At 73.8% G+C, this 11,702-nt stretch carries 12 protein-coding genes; 6 read left to right on the forward strand and 6 right to left on the reverse strand.

What is annotated here, in order from left to right:
• Window positions 1–78: 78 nt before the first annotated feature.
• Complete coding sequence (locus GA0070213_RS24455; protein WP_091069510.1) at window positions 79–666, forward strand: type III secretion system chaperone family protein; 588 nt, start codon at window positions 79–81, stop codon at window positions 664–666.
• A gap of 19 nt (window positions 667–685) precedes the next feature.
• On the opposite strand, the gene GA0070213_RS24460 is transcribed toward GA0070213_RS24455, so the two are convergent.
• From GA0070213_RS24460 to GA0070213_RS24470, 3 genes are all read right to left on the reverse strand, one after another.
• The gene (locus tag GA0070213_RS24460; RefSeq protein ID WP_175441477.1) at window positions 686–1,072 is read right to left on the reverse strand and encodes a globin; all 387 of its coding nucleotides are present in this window, start codon (window positions 1,070–1,072) and stop codon (window positions 686–688) included.
• 78 nt (window positions 1,073–1,150) lie between these two features.
• Window positions 1,151–2,518, reverse strand: a complete 1,368-nt coding sequence (locus tag GA0070213_RS24465) for an MFS transporter (protein ID WP_175441470.1) — start codon at window positions 2,516–2,518, stop codon at window positions 1,151–1,153.
• 222 nt (window positions 2,519–2,740) lie between these two features.
• A complete protein-coding gene (locus GA0070213_RS24470) occupies window positions 2,741–3,769 on the reverse strand; it encodes a mechanosensitive ion channel family protein (protein WP_245716537.1) in 1,029 nt (342 codons plus the stop codon).
• A gap of 310 nt (window positions 3,770–4,079) precedes the next feature.
• On the opposite strand from GA0070213_RS24470, the gene GA0070213_RS24475 reads away from it, so the two are divergent.
• Entirely contained in the window at window positions 4,080–4,619 is a 540-nt protein-coding gene (locus tag GA0070213_RS24475; protein ID WP_091069643.1) for an HNH endonuclease, read from the forward strand.
• 13 nt (window positions 4,620–4,632) lie between these two features.
• On the opposite strand, the gene GA0070213_RS24480 is transcribed toward GA0070213_RS24475, so the two are convergent.
• The 3 genes from GA0070213_RS24480 to GA0070213_RS24490 all read right to left on the reverse strand — a co-directional run bounded on the left by GA0070213_RS24480 (window position 4,633) and on the right by GA0070213_RS24490 (window position 6,547).
• On the reverse strand, window positions 4,633–5,466 hold the full coding sequence (locus GA0070213_RS24480) for a class F sortase (protein ID WP_091069517.1): 834 nt from the start codon (window positions 5,464–5,466) through the stop codon (window positions 4,633–4,635).
• 12 nt (window positions 5,467–5,478) lie between these two features.
• Window positions 5,479–5,991: a hypothetical protein gene (locus tag GA0070213_RS24485; RefSeq protein ID WP_091069520.1), complete on the reverse strand. Its 513-nt coding sequence runs from the start codon at window positions 5,989–5,991 to the stop codon at window positions 5,479–5,481.
• A 109-nt stretch (window positions 5,992–6,100) separates the two neighbouring features.
• Complete coding sequence (locus GA0070213_RS24490; RefSeq protein ID WP_091069523.1) at window positions 6,101–6,547, reverse strand: Lrp/AsnC family transcriptional regulator; 447 nt, start codon at window positions 6,545–6,547, stop codon at window positions 6,101–6,103.
• A 147-nt stretch (window positions 6,548–6,694) separates the two neighbouring features.
• On the opposite strand from GA0070213_RS24490, the gene GA0070213_RS24495 reads away from it, so the two are divergent.
• From GA0070213_RS24495 to GA0070213_RS24510, 4 genes are read left to right on the forward strand one after another with little or no spacing between them, the layout of a single operon-like run.
• The gene (locus tag GA0070213_RS24495; protein WP_091069526.1) at window positions 6,695–7,573 is read left to right on the forward strand and encodes a tryptophan 2,3-dioxygenase; all 879 of its coding nucleotides are present in this window, start codon (window positions 6,695–6,697) and stop codon (window positions 7,571–7,573) included.
• 14 nt (window positions 7,574–7,587) lie between these two features.
• Entirely contained in the window at window positions 7,588–8,868 is a 1,281-nt protein-coding gene (kynU, locus tag GA0070213_RS24500; RefSeq protein ID WP_091069528.1) for a kynureninase, read from the forward strand.
• Window positions 8,865–10,193 (forward strand): FAD-dependent oxidoreductase, encoded by a 1,329-nt coding sequence (locus GA0070213_RS24505; RefSeq protein ID WP_091069531.1) that lies wholly within the window; start codon window positions 8,865–8,867, stop codon window positions 10,191–10,193. Before kynU ends, GA0070213_RS24505 begins: the two co-directional genes overlap by 4 nt.
• Before the next feature lie 20 nt (window positions 10,194–10,213).
• The gene (locus tag GA0070213_RS24510) at window positions 10,214–11,695 is read left to right on the forward strand and encodes a 2-hydroxymuconic semialdehyde dehydrogenase (RefSeq protein WP_091069646.1); all 1,482 of its coding nucleotides are present in this window, start codon (window positions 10,214–10,216) and stop codon (window positions 11,693–11,695) included.
• Window positions 11,696–11,702: the final 7 nt, after the last annotated feature.

Raw genomic sequence — 11,702 nt, forward strand, 5'->3', positions numbered from 1 at the left:
GCTGTCCGGGTACCGTCCATCCTCGGATCCAACGCACCGTAGGCGGCTGGATCCGCTGGGGAGTGAGGTGCGCGAGCGATGCCGTGGTGGTCATGGCGCCCCGGTCCCGCCGGTGGCGGCGATCCGGAGACTCGAAGCGGGACCACAGTGGACGACAGCGTCCGGGTCGGGCCACCGACCCCGCGCCAGCCAGGTGACGACGCGGCGTCCGCGCCCGAGCGGCCGGTCATCGCCGACATGCCGGCCACTGTCGCCCCGGTCACCCTGCGCCGGGTCTGCGACGCGCTCGACCTGCTCGACGTGCGTTACCTGGCCGACGGCGACGGCAACCTGCTGGCCATGTGGGAGCGGCACGCCGTGCTGGTCGCGCTGGAGGGTCCGGAGGACGAGATCCTGGTGATGCGGGCCCGTCCACACGCGACAGTGCCGCCGGACTGGGCCGACCGGGCCTACCGGGTGGTCAACGAGTGGAACCACACCCGGCGGTTCTGCAAGGCCTACATCGGCGACCCGACCGAGCGTGGCCAACTGCCGATCTACGCCGAGCTGCAGGTGCCGCTCGGCGCCGGCGCCCACGACGCGCTCCTGGTCGAGATGCTCGACTGCGGCGCCGCGGTGGCCACCACGTTCGTCGACTGGCTGCACGACGAGGGCGCCCTGCTCTGAGCCCGCGCCGGGCCACCGGTCAGCCGGCGGCCGGGTCGTCCTCCGCGTTCACCATGAAGTACGCGGCCCGCTCCAGGTAGTCCCAGAGTGCGACGGCGAGCTGCGGCGGCAGGTCCAGCGCGTCCACCGCCTGCCGCATGTGACGCAGCCAGGCGTCCCGCTCGGCGGCGCCGATCCGGAACGGGGCGTGGCGCATCCGCAGGCGCGGGTGCCCGCGCTGGTCGGAGTAGGTCCGCGGGCCGCCCCAGTATTGGATCAGGAAGAGGGTCAGCCGGTCCGCCGCCGGGCCCAGGTCCTCCTCCGGATACATCGGCCGCAGCAGCGGGTCGTCGGCGACGCCGGCGTAGAACTCGTCCACCAGCTTGCGGAAGGCGGGCTCACCGCCGATCGCCTCGAACAGCGTCATCGACTCGCCTGGGGAAGTCACGTTTCCATCCTGCCAGGTGCGACCCGGCACCCGCGCCCGCCCGCCGGGCGTCGCGCGTCACGTCACCGCGTGCCGGTGCCGGCCGTGCTCCCGCCCCCGCTCACCCGCCCCCGGCCCCCGCTGCGGCGCGTGCGCGTTCCCGGCGGCCGACTCGGCGCGGGCGCTCTCGACGGCCGCCTCGATCGTCGCCGGGCGGGGCCAGGTGATCGCCGTGGCCAGCATGAGGACCACCCCGGCCGCGCTCCAGAGGCCGACCACCGTCGGGATGCCGAACCGCTCCGCCAGCGCGCCGGTGGCCAGCACCGAGGCGCCCTGGATGATCTGGGTGCCGCTCGCCATCACCCCGAACGCCCGGGCCCGGTAGCCGTCCGGCAGCGCCTGCACGAAGAGGCCGTTGGCGACCGGGACGAGCCCGCCGACCGCGAAGCCGCACGCGCCGGCCAGCAGCGCCACCACGGCCGGCGGCGGGTTGAGGAGCGAGGGTACGAGCACCGCCGGCGCGAGCACCGCCAGCACGGGCATCAGGGTCAGCCGACGGGCCGGGCCGGTCAGTCGGGCGATCACCAGGCCGCCGAGGACGTAGCCCACCGGGTTGGCGGCCATGATGACCGCCTGGGCGGTGCCGGCGTCCATGCCGCCGCCGGTCCGGTCGGCGGCCCAGCCGGCGGCGAGCCCCTCGGGGACGATCGAGAAGAGCATGGCGCTGAACACCAGCACCGCGATGGCCCGCAGCACCGGCCGCTCGAAGACCATCCGGAAGCCCTGGGCGGTCTCCCGCAGCAGGTGACTGCGGTGCGCCTCGGTCATCGCCGGGGGCCGGTCCCGCAGGCCGAACCGGACCAGCGCCGCCGACAGGGCGAACGTGCCCGCGTTGATCAGCAGGGCGGTGCTCGGGTTCAGCACCGCGATGGCCGCGCCGGCCAGGTAGCCGACGACCTGGGCGGCCTGCGCCGCGCTGGTGGAGACGGTGAGGCCCACCACCAGCCGGTCGCCGCCGAGGATGTGCGGCATCAGCGCCGAGCGTGCCGCCTGGCTCGGCGGATTCGCCAACGTGGCCACGAAGATCAGGGTGAGGATCGACCAGGGTGGCATGAACGGCATGGCGACGAGCACCATCAGCGCCATCCGGATCAGGTCGCAGAACACCATCACCCGGCGGTAGCGGTGCCGCTCGGCGAGCGCCGAGAGCAGCGGGCCACCGATCAGCCAGGGCAGGTAACTGGCCGCGAAGGCGGCGGCGGAGAGCGCGACCGACTGGGTCTCGCGCAGGACGAGCACGGTGACCGCGGCCTTGGCGAGGTAGTCGCCGACCCAGGACAGCACGTTCGCCGCGAAGAGCGCCCGGAACTCCGACTGACCGAAGACGTCGCGGAAGGTGGCCGGGCTCTCCTGGGCGGGCCGCTGGTCGGACACCGTCGCCTCCATCGTTCCGGGTCGGCCACTTGTGATGGCCGGACCGGGAACCGTCGTCAGATCAACCGATCGGCGAGGACACGAACACACTCCCCGGTGGAGGGTGTTCACCGGATTCTGCCCGATCGTCTGACAACTGACTAGGGCGAACGGATTGATCGTCGCATCTCCGACTGAACGAACGGACGATACCCGAGGGGCCGCGCGACGCGCGACCCCCGAAATCGTCCGGCCTCAGGTGGCCCCGCCGGTGCCCGTTCCCTCGCCGCGTGGCGGCGGCGACGGCTGCGGCGGCAGCCCGGGATAGAGCCGGGCCGCGGCGATCTGCGCGGTGATCCCGGAGTTCTCCAGCGCTTCCGCGAGCCGTCGGCGCAGCTCACGGCCGACCGCGAACTGCCCGTCGGCGGTGGTCTTGACCACGGTACGGATCACCGAACCGTCGACCGTCACCTGCTCGACACCGAGCACCTCCGGCTCCTCCACGATCTTCGACGCCAACTCCGGGTCCAGCGCCACCGACGCCGCCGCGGTCCGCAGCACGGCGGTGGCCTCCTCGGTGCCGGCGAAGCCGATCGGCAGGTCCACCACGACCAGCGCCCAGCCCTGGCTCTTGTTGCCGACCCGGACGATCTCGCCGTTGCGGATGTACCAGAGCACGCCCCGGCCGTCGCGCACCGTGGTCACCCGCAGGCCCACCGCCTCCACCACGCCTGTCGCCTCGCCGAGGTCGACCGTGTCGCCCACGCCGTACTGGTCCTCGATCAGCATGAACAGGCCGGCGATCAGGTCCTTGACCAGGCTCTGCGCGCCGAAGCCGAGCGCCACGCCGGCGATGCCGGCGCTGGCCAGCAGCGGAGCCAGGTCGAAGCTGAACTCCTTGAGCACCATCAGCAGCGCGATGCCGAAGACGAACGCGGTGACGAGACTGCGCAGCACCGACCCGATCGCCTCGGCCCGCTGGCGCCGCCGCTCGGGCACGAACTGCTCCGGTTCGAGCGTGGCGCTGGGGATCCGCTCGCGCAGCGGGCGGAGCATGGTCGGCACCGCGCCCTGCGTGGTGGTGCGCACCAGCCGGTTGATGGTCCGGTGCACCGCCCAGCGGGCGGCCACGGCGATCAGCAGGATCAGGGCCACCCGCAGCGGCTTGAGCAGGACCCAGTAGCTGCTCTCGGCGAACCAGGCGGAGCCGGTGAGCCGGTAGAGGAACTCGCAGGAACTGCTGCCCTGGCAGTCGGGGCGCCGGTCGGAGAGCGCGGACAGCAGCGCGGTGATCAGGTCGGAGACGTTCACCGTGCTTTCGTACCGCACCGGGCGCCGTCGGGCCGCACGGACCCGCCCCGGCGGCGGCCGCCGGGTCGACGATCATCCCGGGCGGAACCGGTCATCCTGGCACGCCGGGGTCAGCCCCGAAGGGGGTACCCCGGATTAGTGCGTGCATTCCGGGGCGCGATCAGGGACTATTGGCCCAACGGACGTCGGTGATCCCGGCCGGCGCCAGGGCCGTGCCGCGCCGCGCGCCGGCGGTCCCGGCACCTGCGGCGGCGGGAGCGGCTGGACCGGGAGGGTGACCGCGATGCCTGACATACGACCCACGGCGGGCTCCGGTGCGCTCGTTCTCAACGCCACCTACGAGCCCCTGTGCGTCGTGTCGGTGCGTCGTGCCGCCATCCTCGTGCTCTCCGCCAAGGCGGTCTGCGTGGCCGACGGCGAGGGCATCCTGCACAGCGCGCGCAACACCCTCCCGATCCCCTCGGTGGTGCGGCTGACCCGCTACGTCCGGGTGCCCTACCGCACCCACGTGGGGCTCTCCCGCCGGGCGATCTTCGCCCGCGACGGATGGCGCTGCGCCTACTGCCGGGGGCCGGCGGAAACCATCGACCACGTCTTCCCGCGCAGCCGGGGCGGCCGGCACGCCTGGGAGAACGTGGTCGCCGCCTGCGCCCGCTGCAACCACACCAAGGGCGACAAGACCCCGGCCGAGCTGGGCTGGCGCCTGCACCACCCACCGGTGGCGCCGAAGGGCAACGCCTGGCGGGTGCTGGGCCACCGGGCCCCCGACCCACGCTGGGCGGACTGGCTCGACCTGCGCGAGCCCGAGCCCGAGGCGGCCTGACGGGGCTGGTCGCTCAGCGCGCCTTCACCAGCGAGGCGTAGACGACCAGGTTGTCCGCGTAGCCGGTCTCGCCGCCCACCCACCGCCCGCCACAGGTGATCAGCCGCAGGGCGGGGCGACTGAAGTCCCCGTAGACCTCCTGCACGGGCAGTTTCTCCTTGCCGTACCGCTCGATCGACGTCACCTCGAAGACCGCCACCGAGTGGTCCTGCCGGGTCACCTCGATCCGGTCGCCGTCGTCGAGTTCCCGCAGCCCGTGGAAGACGGCCGGTCCGGTGGTGGTGTCGACGTGCCCGACGAGCACCGCCGGGCCGTACTGGCCGGGGGTCGGGCCCTGGTCGTACCACCCGACCTCGCCGGCGCGGCCGACGTCCGGTACCGCGATGCTGCCGTCGGGCGCGATGCCCACCCGGTGCACCGGCGCCCGCAGGTCGAGCTTGCCGATGGTCAGGTCGGTCGGCGGGCTGGCCGGCAGCACCGGGAACTTCTTCGGCGGCGGGCGCAGGCCGGCGACGATCCGGTCCGGCAGCACGCTCGCCCCGGTCACCCGCTCCACCCCGAGCATGGCCACGATCATCGCCATCAGGGCGGCCACCACCAGCACCGGGACCCCGGGACCGCGCCTCGGGGCGTACCGCCGGGTGGTGGCCGTGGCGGGGCGGGCCGCGACCGGGCGGGCCTGCGGGTCCGCCGTGGTGACGCTGGCCGAGAACGCGTGCCCGGCGGCGTGGCCGAACCGGCGCGCGGCCGCCGAGGCCAGCCGCAGCGCGGCCCGGAGCCGTCCGGTCCGGTCCGCCGGCGGTCGGTTCCGCCGGCCGGCGCCAGGTCGGCGCGGTGAGCGGGCCATGGCCGGACCCCCTCAGACGCGGCCACCGGTCTTGCGGCGGGCGCCCACGCCGGCCACCACGGCCACCGCCACCAGGCCGCCGACCAGCAGCAGCGAGCCGGCGCCCCGGCCACCGGTCGCGGTGCCCCCGCCGCCGGTCGCCGGGCCCTTGCTCGGCTGCGACATGTTCAGCACGGTGAGCATGGTCGAGGCGGTGGCGCCGTTGGCGCAGTCCAGGTTCACCGGGTAGTCGCCGGGCGCCTTGTTGCCGGGCACGGTGACCGAGCCGGTCAGGAAGCCGTTGTTCGAGCGCAGCGTCACCCGGCCGAACGCGTCCGAGGTGACCTGCGCCTGACGGTCGTTGTTGTTGTCGCAGCCGGCCCGGAGGCTCACCCGGGAGCCGGCCTGGACGCTGTTCGGCGTCACCTCGATGAACACGTTCTCGCCGGCCCGGGCCGGCAGGGCCGTGGTCAGGACGAACGCCGCGACCAGGCCGAGCAGGCCCAGTACGGACGACAGTGCGCGATGTGACAGGAGCCCTCGCATGGTTCCCCCCTCCCGGTGCGACGTCGCACCGGACCTGCTGATGGGCAGCGGGGCCTGCCTTCCCGGTCAGCGGGGCGGTTAACAGGGGCCCCCTCCTATACCGGAGGCGTTAAGCGGGGGCCCCTCCTTTCTCCACCGGATGCCAGGCGAGCGGGGTGGAGAGGACCATGGTGCTGGCGGGCTGGCCGTAGGGGGCCAGGCGGTCGATGACCGCCTCGAACTCGCCCATCGACGCGGCGGCGACCTTGAGCATGCTGCACGCGTCGCCGGTGATCCGGTGGATCTCCATGATCTGCGGCCAGCGCGCCACGTCCGGGTCGTTGAGGATGCACCGGGTGCCGTAGCAGGACATCCGGATCAGCGCGAGCACGGTCCGCCCGGCCCGGGTCAGGTCCACGTGCGCGTGGTAGCCGGTGATCACCCCCGACTCCTCCAGCCGCCGCACCCGTTCGGCGACCGCGGGCGGCGACAGGTGCACCCGGCGGGACAGCTCGCTGTAGGAGAGCCGGGCGTCGGATTGGAGCTCGCGCAGCAGCGCCCAGTCCATGTCGTCCACGCGGCGACCTTTCTTCCGTGAAGTCGGTGACCCGAGATGCTTTCAGTTCGTGAAGTGAACCCACCTTACCGCCGTTGAACAGGCATTCCATCCGCGCGTCCACCGGCGGGATCATGGCGTCTACCCCGCGCACGGACGGAGAACACGGTGGAACACACGACGGCGGTGCGCCCGGTCACCGGGCAGCAGCGGGCGGCCCGGGCGGCCCGCAACGGCGGCGAGCCGACGCTGGAGTTCGCCGAGCGCGTCCCCTACGACGCGTACGTCCACGCCAGCACGCTGCACCGGCTCCAGCAGCCGCTCAGCGAGGACCCGGGCGAGATGTCCTTCCTGATGGTCAGCCAGATCATGGAGCTGTACTTCAAGCTCACCTGCCACGAGCTGCGGCACGCCCAGCGGGAGCTGCGGGCCAACCGGGTCTGGGAGGCGTTGCCGCCGCTGCGCCGCGCCGCCCTGCACCTCGAGGGCCTCAACGCGGCCTGGCAGGGGCTGCGGTGGATGACCCCGGCCGACTTCAACCGCTTCCGCGACCGCCTCGGCGAGGGCTCCGGCTTCCAGTCGGCCATGTACCGGCAGTTGGAGTTCCTGCTCGGCCTCCGCGACCCGGCGCTGATCCGCCCGTTCCGCCGGCAGACCGACGTGCACGCCGAGCTGACCGCCGCGCTCGCCACGCCGAGCCTCTGGGACGACGTGGTCGCGCTGCTCGCCCGCCGCGGCTTCGCCCTCCCGGCCGAGTTGCTGGAGCGGGACGTGGCGGCCGAGCACGAGTCGCACCCGGCGGTCGAGGCGGCCTGGGTGCGCGTCTACGGCGACGGCGGGCCGGACAACCACCTGCGGATGCTCGGCGACGCGTTGACCGAGGTCGCCGAGCGGTTCGGCGACTGGCGGTGGAACCACGTCAAGGCGGTGCAGCGCACCATGGGCGCGAAGGTCGGCAGCGGCGGTTCGGCCGGCCTGGCATGGTTGCAGCGCAGCATGGCCCGGGTGGTCTTCCCGGAGCTGTGGTCGGCCCGTACCGCGATGTGACCGGAGAACAATCGATGATCACCCCCGAGAGCGAAGCCCACCGGCTCGACGCCGCCGACCCCGGCCACCGGCACCTGTTCCACGTGCCGCCGGCCGAGGGCGGCCGGCACCCCGACGTGGCGTACCTGGCCGGCAACTCGCTGGGCCTGCAACCCCGGGCCACCGCCGACGAACTCGTCGCCGACCTGGACGCCTGGCGCCGGCTGGGCGTCGAGGGGCACCTGGAGGCGGAGCGGCCCTGGCTGCCGTACCACGAGCTGCTGACCGCGCCGGCCGCGCGGCTGGTCGGCGCGCTGCCCACCGAGACCGTGGTGATGAACTCGTTGACGGTCAACCTGCACCTGCTGATGGTCAGCTTCTACCGCCCGGCGGGCGGGCGCACCCGGATCGTCATCGAGGACAGCGCGTTCCCCTCGGACAGCTACGCGGTGCGCAGCCAGGCCCGCTTCCACGGCCTCGACCCGGACGCCACGGTGGTGCGGCTCAGGCCGCGCCCGGGCGAGGACACCCTCCGCACGGCCGACGTCACCGACTTCCTGGCGGCCGAGGGGCACACGGTGGCGCTGCTGCTGCTCGGCGGCGTCAACTACCTGACCGGCGAGCTGATGGACATCCCGGCGATCACCGCCGCCGGGCGGGCCGCCGGCGCGGTGGTCGGCTGGGACCTGGCGCACGCGGCCGGCAACGTGCCGCTGGCGCTGCACGACTGGGACGTCGACTTCGCCGCCTGGTGCTCCTACAAGTACCTGAACTCCGGCCCGGGCGCGCTCGGCGGCGTCTTCGTCCACGAGCGCCACCTCGGCGATCCCGCGCTGCCCCGCTTCGAGGGCTGGTGGAGCACCGAGGCGGCCACCCGGTTCGAGATGACGCCGGTGTCCCGCCCACCGGCCACCGTGGAGGCGTGGCAGATCTCCAACCCGCCGATCTTCGCGATGGGCCCGGTGCGGACCTCGCTGGAGCTGTTCGACGCCGTCGGCATGCCGGCGCTGCGCGCACGCAGCCTGCGGCTCACCGGCTGGCTGGAGCGGCTGCTCGACGAGGTGACGCCCGGCCGGCCGCTGACCGTGGTCACGCCGCGCGACCCCGCCCGGCGCGGCTGCCAGCTCTCCGTCCGCATCGGCACGGGAAGCGCGAACGAGCTGACCAAGCGGCTGCGGCACGAGCACGGCGTGCTCGCCGACGCCCGGGAACCGGACATCGTCCGGTTCGCCCCGGTGCCGCTCTACTCGACGTACCACGACTGCTGGCGGGTCGCCGAGGCGCTGGCCGCCACGGTTGCGAAGGAGGAGTCGTGACGGAACGCGACGAGATCGCGGTGGTCGGTGCCGGGTTGGCCGGCTGCCTGCTGGCCTGCTTCCTGGCCCGGCGCGGCTACCCGGTCGCGCTCTACGAGCGGCGGGGCGACCCCCGCGCCGGCACCGTCGAGCGGGGCCGCTCGATCAACCTCGCGCTCTCCGAACGCGGCCTGGACGCGCTGCGCCGGATCGGCCTGGACGAGCAGGTGATGACGGACGCGCTGCCGATGCGCGGCCGGATGATCCACCCGGTCGAGGGTCAGCCGCAGTTCCAGTCGTACAGCGTCTCCGGGGACCGGGCGATCAACTCGATCAGCCGGGGCGCACTGAACAACGCGCTGCTCGACGCCGCCACCGCGCTGCCCGGCGTGCGGGTCGCGTTCGACCACCGGCTGGTCGGCCTCGACCCGGTCGGCGGGGAGATGACGTTCGAGACCCCGCAGGGCAAGGTCACCGCCACCGCGTCGGTCGTCCTCGGCGCCGACGGCGCCGGCTCCGCGGTGCGCGGGCAACTGCTGGCGTACGGGGGCCTGACCGAGAGCCTGGACTTCCTCGACTACGGCTACAGGGAGCTGACCATCCCGCCGATCGGCGGGGAGTTCGCCCTGGACCCGGGCGCGCTGCACATCTGGCCGCGCGGCACCTCGATGATGATCGCGCTGCCGAACCCGGACCGCTCGTTCACCTGCACGCTGTTCTGGCCCACCCACGGCAGGAGCAGCTTCGCGTCGTTGAGCAGCCCGGCGGCGATCGAACGGTTCTTCGCCACCCACTACCCGGACCTGGTCCCGCTGGCGCCGAACCTGGTCGACGACTACCAGCACAACCCGGTGGGCGTGCTCGGCACGGTGCGCTGCACGCCGTGGCAGGTGGCCGGCACGGTCGGCCTGCTCGGCGACGCCGCGCACGCCATCGTGCCGTTCTACGGCCAGGGCGCGAACTGCGCGTTCGAGGACGTGGTCGAGCTGGACCGCTGCCTCGACGAGTGTGACGACGAGTGGGCCGCCGCGCTGCCGCTGTTCCAGCGCCGCCGGCAGGACGACGCCGAGGCGATCGCCCGGATGGCGCTGGCCAACTTCGTGGAGATGCGGGACAAGGTCGCCTCCCCGGTGTTCCGCACCCGCAAGACGGTCGAGCACGCGCTGGAGCGGGCGCTGCCCGGCCGCTACGTCTCCCAGTACGAGCTGGTGTCGTTCTCCACCACCCCGTACGCCGAGGTGCGCCGCCGGGTCCGCCGCCAGTACGCGACCCTCGGCGCGGTCGCGGCCGGCGCGGTGGCGCTGCTGGCCGCCGGCGTCGGCGCGGCGCTGAGGGGGCGACGGTGACGCTCTGGGACCCCCGGCTGATGACCGGGCACGCGCCGGACGGGCCCGGCCTGCTGCGCAACTTCGTCGGCGGCGCGTTCGTCGACGCCGGTGACCGGTTCACCAAGCGCAGCCCGGTCACCGGCGAACCGGTCTTCGAGGTGGTCGAGGCGTCGCGGTCCACGGTGGACGACGCGGTGGCCGCCGGCCGGGCGGCGCTGCGCGGCCCGTGGGGCCGGATGGGGGAGCGGGACCGCGCCGAGGCGCTGCGCCGGGTCGCCGACGAGTTGGAACGCCGCTTCGACGACCTGGTGGCGGCCGAGGTCGCGGACACCGGCAAGGCCATCTCGCAGGCCCGCACGCTGGACATTCCGCGCGGCGCGGCCAACTTCCGGGCGTTCGCCGAGATCGTGGCGACCGCGCCGACCGAGTCGTTCACCACGGTCACCCCGACCGGGGGCCGGGCGCTGAACTACGCGGTCCGCAAGCCGGTCGGTGTGGTCGCCGTCATCGTGCCGTGGAACCTGCCGCTGCTGCTGCTCACCTGGAAGGTCGCCCCGGCGCTGGCCTGCGGCAACGCGGTCGTGGTGAAGCCCAGCGAGGAGACGCCGGCGTCGGCCACCCTGCTGGCCGAGGTGATGGCCGCGGCCGGCGTGCCCGACGGCGTGTTCAACCTGGTGCACGGGTTCGGCCCCGGCTCGGCCGGCGAGCACCTGACCCGGCACCCGGACGTGGACGCGATCACGTTCACCGGCGAGTCGGCCACCGGCGGCGCGATCATGCGCGCCGCCGCCGACGGGGTGAAGGCGGTCAGCTTCGAGCTGGGGGGCAAGAACGCCGGCCTGGTCTTCGCCGACGCCGACCTGGACGCGGCGGTCGCCGGGTCGGTGCGGTCCAGCTTCACCAACGGCGGCCAGGTGTGCCTCTGCACCGAGCGGATCTACGTGCAGCGGCCGGTGTTCGAGGAGTTCACCGCGCGGCTGGCCGAGCGCGCCGACGAGCTGGCGTACGGCTGGCCGGCCGACGAGGCGACGGCGAACATGCCGCTGATCTCGCACGCCCACCGGGACAAGGTGCTCGGCCACTACGCGCTGGCCCGCACCGAGGGCGCCGAGGTGCGCGCCGGTGGCGGGACACCCCGGTTCGGCGACGCCCGCGACGGCGGCGCGTACGTGCAGCCGACGGTGCTCACCGGGCTCGGGCCGGACGCCCGCACCAACCGCGAGGAGATCTTCGGCCCGGTGGTGCACGTGGCGCCGTTCGACGACGAGGACGAGGCGTACGCGCTGGCCAACGGCACCGACTACGGCCTGGCGGCGACGGTCTGGACCCGGGACGTGGGCCGGGCGCACCGGGCCGGGGTGCGGCTGGACGCCGGCATCGTCTGGGTCAACACCTGGTTCCTGCGCGACCTGCGTACCCCGTTCGGCGGGGTGAAGGCGTCGGGTGTGGGGCGCGAGGGCGGCGTGCACTCGCTGGCGTTCTACTCCGAACTGACCAACGTCTGCGTGGACCTGACGTGAAGGGGCG

Origin of the sequence: Micromonospora humi (assembly GCF_900090105.1) — a bacterium.
Classification (GTDB): domain Bacteria; phylum Actinomycetota; class Actinomycetes; order Mycobacteriales; family Micromonosporaceae; genus Micromonospora; species Micromonospora humi.